We start from the raw sequence: 16,924 nt of genomic DNA on the forward strand, positions 1-16,924 counted from the left end.
CGCTATCGCCTATGTTGCGGCATCCTCCCGCCTGATCGTCTTTCCGTGTCCCCCGCTATCCATCTGCAAGCTACTCTCGATCTGATGCGTGAAGTCGACAGTGTCGCGCGTCCCGCCGATGCTGTCGTTTCGGCGTGGTTTCGGGCCCGGCGCGATATCCGCGACAGGGATCGCGGTCCAATTCACGATTTGCTCTATGCGCTGCTGCGGCACCACGCACGGCTGGGCTGGTGGCTGGCGAAGCACGGGTGCGAGGATGTGCCGCGCAACCGGCTGCTGGCATGGCTCGCGCTCGATCGGGGCCTGACACGGGACCAGGCCCAGGGCCTGTTCACCGGTGGAAAATTGGCGCCTGCCATCCTCAAGGATCACGAGCGCGCGCTGCTGGTGAAATTGCAGGGCTGCACCATCGATCATCCGGCCATGCCGGATGAGGTGCGCGTCGAATGTCCCTCCTGGGCGCTCGACCCTTTGCGGCGCCGTTTCCCCGAGTCTTTCGAACGCGAGATGGTCGCGCTCCTGACGGCTGCCCCGCTCGATCTGCGCGTCAATCCGATCAAGTCCACGCGCGAGGTCATGTTGCGTGCGTTGCAGGATCTTGGCCTGCAGGCCGAGGCGTCGGCCATGGCGCCCTACGGCATTCGCTTGAACAAGCGCCCGTCATTGTCCAGCCTGCCGATGCTGAAAAGCGGCGAGGTCGAGATCCAGGATGAGGGCTCGCAGCTCGTTGCCATGCTGGTCGATGCGCGGCCGGGTGAGCGCGTCGTCGATTTCTGCGCGGGTGCGGGTGGCAAGACTCTGGCCATCGCCGCGCAGATGGCCAACAAGGGCCATGTCATCGCCTGCGACATCCTGGAAGGCCGGTTGAAGCGCAGCGCCGAGCGCTTCCGGCGGGCGGGCCTGCACAATATCGAGACCCGGCTTCTCGCCAGCGAAACGGATCGCTGGGTGAAACGCCACAAGGGCGGCTTCGATCGCGTGCTGGTGGACGCGCCATGCAGTGGCACGGGCACCTGGCGCCGCAATCCCGATGCACGCTGGCGCGCACCGGAGGAACAGGGCCTGGATGGACTGCTGGCGCTGCAGGCCCGGATCCTGGCGAGTGCGGCGCGGCTGGTGAAGCCCGGCGGGCGGCTGGTCTACGCCACTTGCTCGATGCTATCGGAGGAAAACGAGGACCAGGTGGCCGCTTTCCTCGCTGCGCACCCCGCCTTTCGTGCCGTGCCGCTGCGCGAGGCCGCGCCCCGGCTGACGAATTCGGCCCATCCCGATCATCTGTCGCTAACGCCCGCGCGCCACGATACCGATGGGTTCTTCGCTGCCGTCATGCAGCGCGCCGCCGAGCCACCGCCCGCATAGAGCATTTTCGAGCGAAGTTGGCATCGGCTCTAGGGAGCGTCGCCCCCACGGGGATCGCTCACCGCTTCGGGAAGGGGACGCCCTTCGTCGTGAATTTCAGCGCCCTGCTGTTGGGGCGCACCGGCCGCTTCGTTTCGGCGGCCTTGCCGGTCCCGGGCGGCTGATAGGACGGCACGAGCTGGTCGGGGCGCTGGCCGATCAGGTCGGCGCGGCCCATCTCCTTCAAGGCCTCGCGCAGCAGCGGCCAGTTGTCCGGGTCGTGGTAGCGCAGGAACGCCTTGTGCAGCCGGCGCTGTCTTGTGCCGCGAATGGTCTCGACCTTGTCGCTCGCCCCGCGCCGCACGCCCCGCAGCGTATTGACGCCGGTATGGTACATGGCCGTGGCGGTGGCCATCGGAGAGGGCAGGAAGGTCTGCACCTGGTCGGCGCGGTAGCGATTCTTCTTGAGCCAGAGCGCGAGGTTCATCATGTCCTCGTCGGTCGTACCCGGATGCGCGGCGATGAAATACGGAATCAGGTAGTATTTCTTGCCTGCCTCCTTGGCCGCGGCGTCGAACATCTCCTTGAAGCGATCGTAGGTGCCGATGCCCGGCTTCATCATCTTGTCGAGCGGGCCGCGCTCGCTGTGCTCGGGCGCGATCTTCAGATAGCCGCCGACGTGATGGGTCACCAGCTCCTTGACATATTCCGGGCTCTTCACCGCCAGGTCGTAGCGCACGCCGGAGGCGACCATCACCTTCTTGACGCCCTTCACCTCGCGGACCTTGCGATAGAGCCGGATCAGATCGTCATGCGAGGTATTCAGGTTCGGGCAGATGTCGGGGAAGACGCAGGATGGCAGCCGGCACGCCGCCTCGATCTTCGGATCCTTGCAGGCCATCCGGTACATGTTGGCGGTCGGCCCGCCGATATCCGAGATCACGCCCGTGAAGCCCGGCGTCTTGTCGCGGATCTTCTCGATCTCACGCAGGACCGAGCCCTCGGACCGGTTCTGGATGATACGGCCCTCATGCTCGGTGATGGAGCAGAAGGTGCAGCCACCGAAGCAGCCGCGCATCACCGTCACCGAGAACTTGATCATATCCCAGGCGGGGATCTTCGCATCGCCATAGGAGGGATGCGGCGCACGCGCATAGGGCAGGTCGTAGACCGCATCCATCTCGTCTGAGGTCAGCGGGATGGGCGGCGGGTTCAGCCAGAGGTCGCGGTCGCCATGGCGCTGGACGAGCGGGCGCGCATTGCCGGGATTGGCCTCGCGGTGCAGCACGCGCGAGGCGCGCGCATAGGCCTCGCGGTCCGCTTCGACCTGCTCGAAGGCCGGCAGCCGGATCACGGTGTCGCCGGGGCGGCGGCTCGCTCCCTCGTCGGCCGAGTCGAGATCGTCGGCGTGCAGCTCCGTATAATGCTCGGGCACAGGGCGGAACAGCGCGACGCCGCGGATGGAGTCGAGGTCGCGCGGCGTCTCGCCGGCGGCAAGACGGTTCGCCACCTCGACGACGGCGCGCTCGGCATTGCCATAGATGAGCAGATCCGCCTTGGCATCCGCCAGGATCGAGCGGCGCACCTTGTCTGACCAGTAATCGTAATGCGCGATGCGGCGCAGCGACGCCTCGATGCCGCCGAGCACGATCGGGACGTTCTTGTAGGCCTCGCGGCAGCGCTGCGTATAGACGATCGTGCAGCGGTCCGGCCTCTTGCCGCCCTCGCCACCTGCCGTATAGGCGTCGTCATGGCGCAGCCGGCGGTCCGACGTATAGCGGTTGACCATCGAATCGAGGTTGCCGCCGGTGACGCCGAAGAACAGGGTCGGCTTGCCCAGTGCCTTGAAGGGCTCCGCCGAGTGCCAGTCGGGCTGCGCGATGATCCCGACCCTGAAGCCCTGGGCCTCCAGCAGCCTGCCGATGATCGCCATGCCGAAGCTCGGATGATCGACATAGGCATCGCCCGTCACCAGCACGATGTCGCAGGCATCCCAACCCAGCGCCGCCATCTCGGCGCGGTTCATCGGCAGGAACGGTGCCGCTCCTGCGGAACGCTGCCCGCGGCCGAGCAACGGAGCTATGGCTTTTTGGGCGACGGCTATGGTCTCCATGGCGTCGTCGTATAGGGCGGCGCCACCGCGAATTCAACCAACTCCAAGGAGGAAGACGCCGCCGCAGGCGGCGCTCTTGGCGATGCCCAGAAGCCTCCCGGGAGCGCTTTCCTCTTCCAGGGAACAATCCTTGCCGCCAGCTCGTAGTTCGGGTTCACGCCCGCACCGCCGGGCTCTTCCGCAGGTACGGCATGGAGACGAGAATGAAACTCCGCAAGCTCAGCTTCGCCGACGCGACGCTGGAACGCTCTCCCGGGCAGGATGGCGAGATCTACACCGGCAACCTGGTCGATGAGCGCCATGGCGGGCCGGTCACCATCGGCTACGGCCGCTGGGGCGCCGGCTCCCGGCTGGAGCAGGTGATGGCGGTCGACGACGTCATGATCGTGCTGGAGGGCCGGCTCTCGGTCTCGTCGCAGGACGGCACGGTAACGGCCGGCCCCGGCGAGATCGTCCATATGCCCAAGGGCGAACAGGTGACGATCCGCGCACATGAGCAGGATGCGGTGACGGCGTATGTGACCTATCCGCACTGGCGCGAGGCGGAGGGGTAGGCGTGCGGGACGCGCATGCGCGCCCCGGTCATAAAGGGCAGGGGCAGTTCTACTCCGCCGCCTGCCGGGCTGCCTTCCCCTTCAACGGCCGCCGATCCAGCACCTCCTTGAGGAAGCGTGCGGTATGGCCCTTGCCGATCCGCACCACATCCTCCGGCGTGCCCTGGGCCACGACCTGGCCGCCGCCGTCGCCGCCTTCGGGGCCCATGTCGATGATCCAGTCGGCGGTCTTGATGACCTCCAGATTGTGCTCGATCACCACCACGGTGTTGCCCTGCTCGACCAGCTCGTGCAGGACCTCCATCAGCTTGGCGACATCGTGGAAATGCAGGCCGGTGGTCGGCTCGTCCAGGATATAGAGCGTGCGGCCGGTGGCGCGCTTGGAGAGCTCCTTCGAGAGTTTTACGCGCTGGGCCTCGCCGCCTGACAGGGTCGTCGCCTGCTGGCCGACATGGACATAGTTCAGGCCGACGCGGGCGAGCGTCTCCATCTTCTCGCGGATCGAGGGCACGGCCTTGAACAGGTCCTTGGCTTCCTCGACGGACATGTCGAGCACGTCGGCGATCGACTTGTCGCGGTATTTCACCTCCAGCGTCTCGCGGTCGTAGCGCTTGCCCTTGCAGACGTCGCAGGTGACGTAGACATCCGGCAGGAAGTGCATCTCGATCTTGATGACGCCGTCGCCCTGGCAGGCCTCGCAGCGGCCGCCCTTGACGTTGAACGAGAAGCGGCCGGGCTGGTAGCCGCGGGCCTTCGCCTCCGGCAGGCCGGCGAACCATTCGCGGATCGGCGTGAAGGCGCCGGTATAGGTCGCCGGGTTGGAGCGCGGCGTGCGGCCGATCGGCGACTGGTCGATGTCGATGACCTTGTCGAGCTGCTCCATGCCCTCGATACGATCATGCGGGGCAGGGTGTTCGATCGAGCCGTTGAGCTTGCGCGCCACCGCCTTGTAGAGCGTGTCGATGACCAGGGTCGACTTGCCGCCGCCGGAGACGCCGGTGATGCAGGTGAAGAGCCCGAGCGGGATCTCGACGCTGACATCCTTGAGGTTGTTGCCCTTGGCGCCGACGATCTTGAGCGAGCGGCCCTTGGTCGCCTTGCGGCGCTTGGCCGGAACGGGGACGCTCATCTCGCCGGTGAGGTATTTGCCGGTGAGCGAGTTCGGATCGTCGAGGATCTGCTGCGGCGTGCCCTTGGCGACGATCTCGCCGCCATGGATGCCGGCGCCGGGGCCGACATCGACGACGTAATCGGCGGTCAGGATCGCGTCCTCGTCATGCTCGACGACGATCACGGTGTTGCCGAGATCGCGCAGGCGGCGAAGCGTGCCAAGCAGGCGCTCGTTGTCGCGCTGGTGCAGGCCGATCGAGGGCTCGTCGAGCACGTAGAGCACGCCGGTAAGGCCGGAGCCGATCTGCGAGGCGAGACGGATGCGCTGGCTCTCGCCGCCCGAGAGGGTGCCGGAGGAGCGGGCGAGCGTCAGGTATTCGAGGCCGACATCGAGCAGGAAGGTCAGGCGGTCGCGGATCTCCTTGAGGATCCGGACCGCGATCTCGTTCTGCTTGGCGTTGAGATGGCGCGGCAGATCCTGCACCCAGGCGAGCGCATCCTTGACCGAAAGCCTGGAGACCTCGCCGATATGGCGCATGTCGATCTTGACCGCCAGCGCCTCGGGCTTGAGGCGGAAGCCGTTGCAGGCGGCGCAGGGCGTCTCCGACATGAAGCGGCCGATATCCTCGCGGGCCCAGTCGGATTCGGTCTCCTTCCAGCGCCGCTCCAGATTGGTGATGATGCCCTCGAAGGGTTTCTTCACCTCATAGGCGCGCAGGCCGTCATTATAGGACATGCGCACGGCTTCGGTGCCGGTGCCGAACAGGATCGCGTCTTTGGCCTTCTGCGGCAGGTCGGCCCAGGGCTTCGTCATCGAGAAGCCGAAATGCTTGGCGAGCGCTTCCAGCGTCTGGCCGTAATAGGGCGAGGTCGACTTGGCCCAGGGCGCGATCGCGCCCTTCTTCAGGGTGAGGCTGTCATCCGGCACGATCAGGTTGGGATCGATGCGCATCTCGTGGCCGAGCCCGTCGCAGGCCGGGCAGGCGCCGAACGGGTTGTTGAATGAGAACAGCCGCGGCTCGATCTCGGGAATGGTGAAGCCGGAGACCGGGCAGGCGAATTTCGAGGAGAAGGTGATGCGCCTGGCCTCGCCGCTCTCCTCCTTCTCGTCGGCATATTCGAAGACGGCGATGCCTTCGGCCAGGTCGAGCGCCTGTTCCAGCGAATCCGAGAGGCGGGCGGCGATGTCGGGGCGGATGACGATGCGGTCGACGACCACGTCGATATCGTGCTTGAACTTCTTGTCGAGCGTCGGCGCGTCGGCGATCTCGTAGAACTCGCCGTTGATCTTGACGCGCTGGAAGCCGCGCTTCAGCCACTCGGCCAGTTCCTTGCGATACTCGCCCTTGCGGCCGCGCACGACCGGCGCGAGCAGGTAGCCGCGGGTCTTCTCCGGCAGCTCGAGCAGGCGATCGACCATTTGCGAGACGGTCTGGCTCTCGATTGGCAGGCCGGTCGCGGGCGAATAGGGGATGCCGGCGCGCGCCCAGAGCAGGCGCATGTAGTCATGGATCTCGGTGACAGTGCCGACGGTCGAGCGCGGGTTCTTCGAGGTCGTCTTCTGCTCGATCGAGATCGCCGGCGAGAGCCCGTCGATCTGGTCGACATCGGGCTTCTGCATCATCTCGAGGAACTGGCGGGCATAGGCCGAGAGGCTCTCGACATAACGGCGCTGGCCCTCGGCATAGATCGTGTCGAAGGCGAGCGAGGATTTGCCGGAGCCGGAGAGGCCGGTGAAGACGACGAGCTTGTCGCGCGGAATCGCCAGGTCGACATTCTTGAGATTGTGCTCGCGCGCGCCGCGCACGGAGATAACGCGGCTGTTCGGGTCGGCCGCGCGGTTGCGGTCGAACATGTCTTCGAGCGAGGCGGCTTGCTCGGCGAGAGTCGTCTTGCGGGCCATGGGGCGTCCGTTCGGGGATAAGCCTGACTAGATAGGGCAAAAGCCGCGCCATGCCAGCCTCAGGGCCGGGTGGCGGCCATGAATAGCATGCAGCCGGGCGAAGCTGCTGTCTTTCTGCTGACAGCTTGTGTCAGGAACGGGGCGTCCGATCCGGGACATGGAGCCATCGGCAGAATCGAGCAAAGCGGCCGAGAGCTTCCGCCATTGTCTCGAACAAATCAAGAACAGATCGGCCGCGGCCTATCCAGCGGGCATGCTGCATGCTAACCGAGCGCCATGATGTTCATCCGCACGATCTACTCGACCCCGTTCGAGCTCTGAGGAGCCTGGCCCGCGTCGCGGGCCTCGCATTGGCGCCGAAAGCGCCTCCTCGGATGCAAGGCCGCCTGCCGCATCGGCAGAGAGCGGCCGTCTTTTCGTGAGTTCATCATGCCCGACACCCAAGTCACACGCGCGCTCAGCGACGCGCAGATCACGCATTTCATCGAATCCGGCTTCGTGAAGATCGAAGCCGCCTTTCCGCGGGCGCTGGCGGAAAAATGCCGCGCCATCCTCTGGCGCCAGAGCGGCTGCGACCCGGACGATCCCGCGACCTGGACGAAGCCGGTAATCCGGCTCGGCGAGTATGCCGGCCCCTTCACTGACGCGGCCAACACGCCCGTGCTGCACCTTGCCTATGACCAGCTCGTCGGGGCCGGACGCTGGCTGCCGCGCGGCAGCCTCGGCAGTTTTCCGATCCGCTTTCCGTCCCCAGAGGATCCGGGCGATGCCGGCTGGCATATCGATGTCAGCTTCGGCACCGAGGATCCGGACTTCATGTCCTGGCGGGCCAATGTCGCCTCGAAGGGCAGGGCGCTGCTGATGCTGTTCCTGTTCTCCGATGTCGGCGAGGAGGACGCGCCGACGCGCATCCGCATGGGTTCGCATCGGGCGATGGCGCGGTTGCTCGCTCCGGCCGGCGCGCAGGGGCTGAGCCTGCGGGAGATGGTGGCGAAAGGCTTTGGCTCGGCCGGCGACGAGCTCGAGGCGCTGGCGACGGGCGAGGCCGGAACGGTCTATCTCTGCCATCCCTTCCTGGTGCATGCGGCGCAGCCGCATCGCGGCACGCGGCCGCGCTTCATGGCGCAGCCGGCGCTGCTGCCGGCCGAGCCGTTCAGGCTCGAGCGGCCGGATGGCGCCTATTCGCCGGTGGAGCAGGCGATCAGGCTCGCGCTGGGCTGATCCTGATGCGCGGGGACGCAAGCGCGGACCCGCGCATCACGCGGCGCTCTTGCCGTCGCGGTGCCGCCGACCATCGAAATCGGCGGAGGCTTCATGCGAAAAACCGGTTCCCACTTGTTCCACTCCTGCACTAGGGTCCGCGCGCCGATCGACCCCTCGCAGCGATGGAGGGGAGTGCCCCGAAGACCGAAGCATGAAGCGAGCCCGCGATGAGCGAAACAGAGATCCGGCAACTCACCATCATCCCGCCGGAGGCGCCCCTGCGCGGCCGGGTGCTGCCGCCCGGCTCGAAGTCGATCACCAACCGCGCGCTGCTGGTCGCGGCGCTGGCCAAGGGCACGAGCACGCTGAGCGGGGCGCTGAAGAGCGACGATACGCTCTATATGGCGCAGGCGCTGCGCGCCATGGGCGTCGCGGTCGAGGAGCCGGATGCGACAACCTTCGTCGTCACCGGCGACGGCACCCTGCGCCCGCCGGCCGCGCCGCTCTTCCTCGGCAATGCCGGCACCGCGACGCGCTTCCTGACGGCAGCTGCCGCGCTGGTCGATGGCGAGGTCGTGGTCGATGGCGACGAGCATATGCGCAAGCGGCCGATCGCGCCGCTGGTCACCGCGCTGCGCTCGCTCGGCGTCGAGATCTCCGCCGAGACAGGCTGCCCGCCGGTGACGATCCGGGGGCAGGGTGGCTTCGCCGCCGGGCGGGTCGAGGTCGATGGCGGGCTGTCCAGCCAGTATGTCTCGGCGCTGCTGATGGCGGCGGCCTGCGCGCGCGGGCCGATCGAGGTCGCGCTGACCGGCAAGGAGATCGGCGCGCGCGGCTATATCGACCTGACGCTCGCCGTGATGGCGGCCTTCGGCGCCAAGGTCACGCAGCCGGATCCCGCGACCTGGCGGATCGAGCCGACCGGCTATGGCGCGACCGATTTCATGATCGAGCCCGATGCCTCGGCGGCGACCTATCTCTGGGCGGCGGAGGTGCTGACCGGCGGCGCGATCGATCTCGGCGTGCAGGCCTCGGCCTTCACCCAGCCGGATGCGCGGGCACATGCGCTGATCGCCGCCTTCCCGCATCTCCCGGCCGTGATAGACGGCTCGCAGATGCAGGATGCGATCCCGACCCTGGCCGTGCTCGCGGCCTTCAACGAAAGCCCGGTGCGCTTCACCGGCATCGCCAATCTGCGCGTCAAGGAATGCGACCGGGTCGCGGCGCTGGCGCAGGGGCTGTCGCGGATCAGGCCGGGGCTCGGCATCGAGGAGGGCGACGATCTTCTCGTCGCCTCCGACCCGGCTCTGGCCGGCCAGACCACCCCGGCCGAGATCGACACATTCGCCGACCATCGCATCGCGATGAGCTTTGCGCTGGCCGGTCTGAAGCTGCACGAGGTGACGATCCTCGATCCCGGCTGCGTCGCCAAGACCTATCCCGGCTACTGGCGCGCCCTGGCTTCGCTCGGTGTCGCGCTCGAGGGCGACGTTCCCTAACCAGTCGGAGATGCCGCGGGATCGATCATCCCGCGGCAATTCGGCAGGGGAAAACCTCTTGAACAAAACGGGAACATGGTTGATAGTTGCCCAGCCGAACCCTAGGGTCCGGCTCCGGTCGCCGACCGGTTTTCAGATGTGCGCAGGAAATGGAGCCTTCCATGGCTGGTAGTGTGAACAAGGTCATTCTGGTCGGCAATCTCGGGCGTGATCCCGAGGTGCGCCGTCTCGGCAGCGGCGAGCCCGTGGTCAATCTGCGGATCGCGACCTCCGAGACCTGGCGCGACAAGCAGTCGGGCGAGCGCAAGGAGCGCACCGAGTGGCACTCGGTGGTGATCTTCAACGAGAACCTCGCGAAGGTCGCCGAGCAATACCTGAAGAAGGGCTCGAAGGTTTACATCGAGGGCCAGCTGCAGACCCGCAAATGGCAGGATCAGCAGGGCGTCGAGAAGTACACGACCGAAATCGTGCTGCAGCGTTTCCGTGGCGAGCTGACCATTCTCGACAGCCGCGGCCAGGGCGGTGACGAATATGGCGGCGACAGCGGCGGCATGATGGAGGACCGTTCCGGCGGCGGCTCCTTCGGCCGGTCGAGCCCGATGGGCGGTGGCGGCGGTGGTTCGCGCCAGCCGGCCATGTCGGGCGGCGGCGGTGGCCGCTCGTCGAGCCATCTCGACGACGATATCCCGTTCTAGGTCTTCGGACCGGCGGCCAGGGCGCGGCGCAGATTGTGGAATCTGCGCCGTTTGCTTGTGGGAACGTGACTCTCCGATGCTGAGACGCGTATCCGGCGGGTGTCGTGCGCGGAATGAGAAGACAGCGCACGGCTTCTGAGACAAATCCGGCTTTCCTGGGTTGGCTCTGCCATCCCGCCGGCCCGGTTCGCATGCGCCTCGACCGCCCGGCGCGATGCCGGGCTGTCATTCCACCCCATCTCGCGCCAAAGCATCTGAGCTTCGCCTATCAGGACAGGATCATGGCCCCTCTGCCTCTCTTCTATTCCAGCATCACCGTGCTCGACCGCAACACGCATCGCGAGGCGCGGCTCGCCCCGGCCGGGAAGCCCTATGCCTTCGCCGCGGGCGCCCATGTCCTGCCGGCGCTGATGCAGGAATTCGCGCCGGCCTGCCGCGACACGCCGATCCTGTTCCTGGAAGAGCCGGCCGGCGTCTCGCCGCTCTTCATGGTCGGGATGCGGTCCGGGGAAAATTGCTTCGTCGATGGCGAGGGGCGCTGGCGCGGCCATCACGCTCCGGCCTATCTGCGGCGCTATCCGTTCATCGGCGGCGAGGTTTCGGCGCAGCAGCAGGTCATCTGCGTCGATGGCGGATTCGCCGGGCTGCAAGGCACGGAAGGCGAGCGCCTGTTCAAGGAGGATGGCGAGCCGACCGAGGCGCTGCAGCGCGTCATCGCCTTTGTCGGCGAGTATAGCGAGGCGGCCAAGGCCACCGCCGCCTTCACCGCCGAGCTCAAGGCCCTCGACCTGCTCCAGACGATCAATATCGAGATCCGCTCGCCCGATGGCACGAGCTCGAGCTTCTCCGGTTTCGCCGCCGTCAGCGAAGAGCGCCTCAACGCGCTGCCCGATGCGACGCTGCTCGAGCTCAAGCGCAAGGGCTATCTCGCGCCGATCTATGCGCATCTGATCAGCCTGGCGAATTTCGCCCAGCTCGGCGAGCGGGCAGTCGCGGCGCGCGCCTGAGCCGAGGCGCCGGACGACGCGCGAGCCCGGGCGCTGGCGCCTCCCGGCTCAGCGCGGCAGCAGATTGACCTTGGCGAGGTCGATCACCTCGTCGCCGCGCCCGCTCATCACGGCGCGCAGCAGCCAGAGGCTGAAGCCCTTCACCTGCTCGAGCGCGATGGTCGGCGGCATGGAGAGTTCCTGCGTCGCCGTCACCACATCGAGCACGGCCGGGCCGTCATGGCCGAGCACGTCCGCGACCGCGCCGGGCAGGTCGCCTGGATCCTCGACCCTGACGCCGTGAATACCCATGGCGCGCGCCATCGCGGCGAAATCGGGATTGTCGAGCTCCGTCCCGAGCTCGACCAGACCTGCGGCCTTCATCTCCAGCGCGACGAAGCCGAGCACGCCATTGTTGAAGATCACGATCTTCACCGGCAGCCGCTGCTGCTTCAGCGTGATCAGATCGCCCATCAGCATGGTGAAGCCGCCATCGCCCGATAACGAGATCACCTGGCGGCCGGGCTGGGCCGCCTGGATGCCGATGGCCTGCGGCATGGCATTCGCCATCGAGCCATGCACGAGCGAGCCGATCATCCGGCGCTTGCCGTTCATCTTGAGATAGCGCGCGGCCCAGATCGTCGGCGTGCCGACATCGAAGGTAAAGGCCGCATCCTCTGCCGCAGCGTCGCTGACCAGCTTGGCGAGATATTGCGGGTGGATCGGCTTTCGCCCCGGCGTGCCGCGCGCGAGCGCATCGAGCCCGGCGCGCGACTGCTCGTAACGCGCAAGGCTCTCGTCGAGATGGCGTCGGTCCTGCTTCGGCGAGAGGCGGGGCAGCAGCGCCTCGATCGTCCTGCCGACATCGCCGACGACACCGAGATCGAGCTTGCAGCGCCGGCCGAGATTGGCCGGGCGGATATCGACCTGCGCGATCTTGATGCCGGTCGGCAGGAACTGCTTGTAGGGAAAATCCGTGCCGAGCATCAGCAGCAGGTCGCAGGCATGCATCGCCTCGTAGCCCGAAGCGAAACCTATGAAGCCGGTCATGCCGACATCGTAGGGATTGTCGTATTCGACATGGTCCTTGCCGCCGAGCGCATGGACGATCGGGCTCTTGAGCGCCTCGGCGAGCTGCATGAGCTGCGCATGCGCGCCGGCGCAGCCGCGCCCGCAGAACAGGGTGACGCGCTTGGCCTCGTCGAGCAGATCGGCCAGCGCATCCACCTGCTCTGCGGCTGGCGTCACGACGGGCGAGGGCGGTACGAGGCCTGCGGCCGGTGAGACGGCACGCTCGGGCGCCGGCTTCAGCGCGACATCGCCCGGGATCACCACGACGGCGACGCCGCGCTCGCCGATAGCGGCGCGGATCGCGTTCTCGATCACATAGGGCATCTGGCTGGGGTCGGAGACGAGTTCGCAATAGACGCTGCATTCCTGGAACAGGTTCTGCGGATGCGTCTCCTGGAAATAGCCGCCGCCGATCTCCGCCGATGGGATCTGGGCGGCGATGGCGAGAACCGGCGTCCGGCTGCGCTGGGCATCGTAGAGCCCGTTGATCAAGTGCATGTTGCCGGGGCCGCAGGAGCCGGCGCAGACGGCGAGCTTGCCGGTGACCTGCGACTCGCCGGCCGCGGCGAAGGCCGCGACCTCCTCGTGCCGCACATGGACCCAGTCGATCCGGCCGTTCCGGCGCAGCGCCTCGGTCAGCCCGTTCAGGCTGTCACCGACGATGCCGTAGATGCGCTCGACCCCGACCTGGCCGAGCGTTTCGACGATCAGTTCCGCGACGTTTCGTGACATTGCTGCTTGCTCCGCATGGTTCGCGAGACGCGTCCGGCACGGTTCTGGCCGCGGAAACGTCGAAGGCTGCTGACCGACGGCGGCCTGCGCCGGCCGCCGTCGGGACACAAGGCCTGTCTCCGGTGGAGACCGGCCTCGCGGACTTGCTGAACTGGTAGCGACGAGACGGGAGTCGCGCAGTCGGACACAGGTTTGCCCAGCTCATACGAAGGGATGAGCGAAGCGATGGCACGGTCAGCGCCGCCGCCGATCACCCCGCCGAAGCGCCGGCCCGCGATCATTGGAGGCGATCTGCGCTCTGGCCGCAAGACATGGGTATTTTCGGCCGCCGGCGCGCGCTTGCACGCTGCCTCAACCTTGCCGTGCGCTGGCATGGCGCTTGCCTCGTCCCTGGCGTATCGTCCGGCCTCGTTATTTCTGAGGCCAATGATTTCAGTCAGGGAGCCGGAAATGCCGACACGACGCGCTTTTATGGCGGGCGGAGCCGCTGCGCTCGCCATATCCAAACCTTCGATCAGCCTCGCCGCCGACAAACGGGTGGTGAAATTCGTGCCGCAGGGCGATCTTGCCGTGGTCGATCCGATCTGGACGACCGCGACCGTGACCCGCAACCACGCCTTCCTCGTCTATGACACGCTGTTCGGGCAGGACGAGAGCTATCGGGCCCAGCCGCAAATGGCCGCCGGCGCCACGAGCGTTGCGGATGGCAAGGTCTGGACGATCACGCTGCGCGACGGGCTGAAATTTCATGATGGCGCGCCGGTGCTGGCGCGCGATTGCGTCGCCAGCCTGAAGCGCTGGGGCAAGCGCGATTCCTTCGGCCAGACGCTGATGGGCGTCACCGACGAGCTCTCCGCCGTCGACGACAAGACCTTGCGCTTCCGGCTGAAGCAGGCGTTCCCGCTGCTGCCGGACGCCTTGGCGAAGATGACCGCCTTCGTGCCCGCGATCATGCCGGAACGGCTCGCCAATATCGACGCCTTCACCCAGATCAACGAGGTCGTCGGCAGCGGTCCGTTCCGCTTCGTGGCCTCCGAGCGGCAATCGGGCAGCCGGGCAGTCTATGAAAAATTTGCCGGCTATGTGCCGCGCTCGGACGGCAAGCCAGGCCGCACCGCCGGGCCGAAGATCGTGCATTTCGAGCGGGTCGAGTGGCATACGCTGCCCGATCCGGCGACGGCGGCGGCAGCGCTGCAGAGCGGCGAGATCGACTGGGTCGAGCAGCCGATCCCGGACATGCTGCCGATCCTGGCGAAGAACCCCGACATTGCGGTCGAGATCAAGGAGACGACCGGCTCGATCGCGATCATGCGGATGAACCATCTGCATCCGCCCTTCGACAATCCGGCGATCCGCCGGGCGATCCTGCTCGCGGTCAACCAGGCCGATTTCATGGAGGCGGTCGGCGGACCGGACAAGAAGCTCTGGCGCACCGGGGTCGGCGTCTTCCCGCCGGATACGCCGATGGCTGGTGATGCCGGCATGGAGGTGCTGAACTCGCCGCGCGATCTCGCCAAGGCCAAGCAGTCGCTGGCGGAGGCCGGCTACAAGGGCGAGAAGGTCGTGGTGCTCGGCGTCAGCGACCTCGCCAATCTCAAGGCGGAATGCGAGGTCGGCGCCGACATGCTGACCAGGCTCGGCATGAATGTCGACTACCAGGTCATGGACTGGGGCACGGTCGTCACCCGCCGCGCCAAGAAGGAGCCGCCGGGGCAGGGCGGCTGGAACGTGTTCTACACCGGCTGGAACGGCATCGACATCCTCGATCCGGTCGGACATCTCTCGATCCGCGGCAATGGCTCGGCTGCCTGGCCGGGCTGGCCGGAGGCGCCGAAGATCGAGGCGCTGCGCGATGCCTGGATGGCGGCGCCGGATCTTGCTGCCCAACAGAAGATCGCGGCCGAGATCCAGAAGCAGGTCATGGTCGACGTGCCCTACATTCCGCTCGGCCAGTATTTCCAGCCGGTCGGCTATCGGCGCACGCTGGAGGGCGTGCTGCCGAGCTTCCCGACCTTCTGGAACGTGAAAAGGGCGGGCTGAGCGCTCTTGCGAGCACCCGAGTCTTGCCTTCGGCAAGCCCGAGCACAGGCTCGGCGAGGCAATCCAGGGGCCGCCGGCCGCTGCCCTGGCTGGTGGCGGCATTCGGCTGCCATGGCGGGAGATTCCCCGGATTGCTTCGTCGCTTGCGCTCCTCGCAATGACGGCCTTTGGGCCGGAAAGGGCTGCTCAGCCCTTGTAGGCCTCTTCGATCTTGGCGATGTCGATCTTCGTCATCTTCATCATCGCCTGCGCCACCCGGCCGGCCTTCGCCGGGTCGGGATCGGACATCCGTTGCAGCAGGATCGTCGGCGTGACCTGCCAGGAGAGGCCGAAACGGTCCTTGAGCCAGCCGCATTGGCTGTGCTCGCCGCCGCCCTCGACCAGCTTGTTCCAGTAATGGTCGGTCTCGGCCTGATCAGCGCAATGGATGACGAAGGAGACCGCTTCGTTGAGCTTGAAATGCGGCCCGCCATTGAGCGCGATGAATTCGATGCCTTCGAGCTCGAAGGAGACGGTGAGCACGCTGCCCTTCGGCCCCGGCCCGCCATCGCCGCAGCGCATGACCTTGCCCGCCTTGGCGTTCTTGAAGACGGAAACATAGAAATTGACGGCCTCTTCGGCCTGGCTATCGAACCAGAGGAAGGGAGTGATCTTCTGCATCTGCGTCTCTCCTGTGGGGGTTAGCGCATCGGCCCGAAACGTGGGTTGCGATTTCGGAAAAGCCGATGCGAAACAAGAAGCTGGATCAGGCTGCCTGCTGCGCGGCGAAGAGCGCGTCGAGCTGGTCATAGCTCGCGGCGACGCCGTCCTTCATGCCGCTCTGGAGCGCGCCGTCGCGCGCCTGCTGCGAGGCGTAGAGCACGGTCAGCGCCAGCTCGGTCTTGCCGGCTCTCTCGCTGAGCACCAGCGTCGCCAGCGCTTCGCCGCCGGTCCAGTCCTCGTCGAAAAGCTCGGTGCGGACGATGCGCTCGGGCCTGACGATCTCGCGGAAGACGCCGCCCATGCCCATCTCGGCGCCCTCGGGTCCATGCCAGACCTGGCGAAAGCCGCCGCCGACCCGGAAATCGACCTCGCAGAATTCGAGCGACCAGCCCGGCGGGCCATTGAGCCAGCGCTTCAGCAGTTCCGGCTGGTACATCGCCTCGAAGACGAGTTCCCGCGGGGCGTTGAACACGCGGGTCATCAGGATTTCGCGCGGGCTCGGCGTCGAGATCGCCAATTGGCCGACAGTCGTCATCGTCACTCTCCCTTGAGCTTGTCGATTGTTGGTTTCGGGGCTGCCTCACGCTGCGCCTTCATCTCCTCCAGCAACGCGTCGAGGCGCTGGAAGTTGGTCTCCCAGAGCTGGCGGTAGCGCTCGAGCCAGTCGGTGGCCTCGGCGAGCGGTTGCGCCTCCAGCCGGCAGGGCCTGCGCTGCGCATCGCGGCCGCGCGAGATCAGCCCGGCATGTTCCAGCACCTTGAGATGCTTCGAGATCGCCGGCTGGCTCATGGCGAAGGGCTGCGCCAGCTCGGTCACCGAGGCTTCGCCGAGCGCCAGCCGCGCCAGGATCGCCCGACGGGTCGGATCGGCGAGGGCGGCAAAGGTCGCATCGAGCTGGGTGGCCGGTGTCATTTAAGAACCTATTGGTTATATAACCCAATGGATATGTATGGCGTGACACCCTGTCAAGCCCAGGAG

At 66.7% G+C, this 16,924-nt stretch carries 13 protein-coding genes; 7 read left to right on the forward strand and 6 right to left on the reverse strand.

What is annotated here, in order from left to right; genetic code table 11:
• The first annotated feature begins 84 nt into the window (after positions 1–84).
• The gene (locus tag EV560_RS29090) at positions 85–1,359 is read left to right on the forward strand and encodes an RsmB/NOP family class I SAM-dependent RNA methyltransferase (RefSeq protein WP_248312255.1); all 1,275 of its coding nucleotides are present in this window, start codon (positions 85–87) and stop codon (positions 1,357–1,359) included.
• A gap of 58 nt (positions 1,360–1,417) precedes the next feature.
• On the opposite strand, the gene EV560_RS29095 is transcribed toward EV560_RS29090, so the two are convergent.
• Positions 1,418–3,451 carry a YgiQ family radical SAM protein gene (locus EV560_RS29095; RefSeq protein ID WP_131859338.1) on the reverse strand — a complete coding sequence of 678 codons (2,034 nt, stop codon included), beginning with the start codon at positions 3,449–3,451 and terminating at the stop codon, positions 1,418–1,420.
• A gap of 203 nt (positions 3,452–3,654) precedes the next feature.
• Between EV560_RS29095 and EV560_RS29100 the strand changes: the two genes are divergently transcribed.
• Positions 3,655–4,005, forward strand: coding sequence for an AraC family ligand binding domain-containing protein (locus EV560_RS29100; protein WP_131859339.1), 351 nt, complete (start codon positions 3,655–3,657; stop codon positions 4,003–4,005).
• Between the two features lie 49 nt (positions 4,006–4,054).
• Here the strand turns inward: EV560_RS29100 and uvrA are convergent, their stop codons facing one another.
• Entirely contained in the window at positions 4,055–6,970 is a 2,916-nt protein-coding gene (gene uvrA / locus EV560_RS29105) for an excinuclease ABC subunit UvrA (protein ID WP_131859474.1), read from the reverse strand.
• A 477-nt stretch (positions 6,971–7,447) separates the two neighbouring features.
• Here uvrA and EV560_RS29110 point away from each other — a divergent pair, with 477 nt between their 5' ends.
• The 4 genes from EV560_RS29110 (at position 7,448) to EV560_RS29125 (ending at position 11,422) form a co-directional block, all read left to right on the forward strand.
• Positions 7,448–8,239, forward strand: coding sequence for a phytanoyl-CoA dioxygenase family protein (locus tag EV560_RS29110; protein WP_131859340.1), 792 nt, complete (start codon positions 7,448–7,450; stop codon positions 8,237–8,239).
• A 209-nt stretch (positions 8,240–8,448) separates the two neighbouring features.
• Positions 8,449–9,720: a 3-phosphoshikimate 1-carboxyvinyltransferase gene (locus EV560_RS29115; RefSeq protein WP_131859341.1), complete on the forward strand. Its 1,272-nt coding sequence runs from the start codon at positions 8,449–8,451 to the stop codon at positions 9,718–9,720.
• 161 nt (positions 9,721–9,881) lie between these two features.
• Positions 9,882–10,415, forward strand: coding sequence for a single-stranded DNA-binding protein (gene ssb / locus EV560_RS29120; RefSeq protein ID WP_131859342.1), 534 nt, complete (start codon positions 9,882–9,884; stop codon positions 10,413–10,415).
• A 281-nt stretch (positions 10,416–10,696) separates the two neighbouring features.
• Entirely contained in the window at positions 10,697–11,422 is a 726-nt protein-coding gene (locus EV560_RS29125) for a SapC family protein (RefSeq protein WP_165923700.1), read from the forward strand.
• Positions 11,423–11,470: 48 nt separating this feature from the next.
• Here the strand turns inward: EV560_RS29125 and poxB are convergent, their stop codons facing one another.
• Positions 11,471–13,204: a ubiquinone-dependent pyruvate dehydrogenase gene (poxB, locus tag EV560_RS29130; RefSeq protein ID WP_131859344.1), complete on the reverse strand. Its 1,734-nt coding sequence runs from the start codon at positions 13,202–13,204 to the stop codon at positions 11,471–11,473.
• Between the two features lie 450 nt (positions 13,205–13,654).
• On the opposite strand from poxB, the gene EV560_RS29135 reads away from it, so the two are divergent.
• Positions 13,655–15,244, forward strand: a complete 1,590-nt coding sequence (locus tag EV560_RS29135; protein ID WP_131859345.1) for an ABC transporter substrate-binding protein — start codon at positions 13,655–13,657, stop codon at positions 15,242–15,244.
• Between the two features lie 186 nt (positions 15,245–15,430).
• On the opposite strand, the gene EV560_RS29140 is transcribed toward EV560_RS29135, so the two are convergent.
• The 3 genes from EV560_RS29140 to EV560_RS29150 all read right to left on the reverse strand — a co-directional run bounded on the left by EV560_RS29140 (position 15,431) and on the right by EV560_RS29150 (position 16,858).
• Positions 15,431–15,904: a VOC family protein gene (locus tag EV560_RS29140; protein ID WP_131859346.1), complete on the reverse strand. Its 474-nt coding sequence runs from the start codon at positions 15,902–15,904 to the stop codon at positions 15,431–15,433.
• An 85-nt stretch (positions 15,905–15,989) separates the two neighbouring features.
• A complete protein-coding gene (locus EV560_RS29145; protein ID WP_131859347.1) occupies positions 15,990–16,481 on the reverse strand; it encodes an SRPBCC family protein in 492 nt (163 codons plus the stop codon).
• Positions 16,482–16,483: 2 nt separating this feature from the next.
• Positions 16,484–16,858, reverse strand: a complete 375-nt coding sequence (locus tag EV560_RS29150; RefSeq protein ID WP_131859348.1) for an ArsR/SmtB family transcription factor — start codon at positions 16,856–16,858, stop codon at positions 16,484–16,486.
• Positions 16,859–16,924: the final 66 nt, after the last annotated feature.

The organism is Allobosea sp. BK604, assembly GCF_004341515.1.
Taxonomy (GTDB): domain Bacteria; phylum Pseudomonadota; class Alphaproteobacteria; order Rhizobiales; family Beijerinckiaceae; genus Allobosea.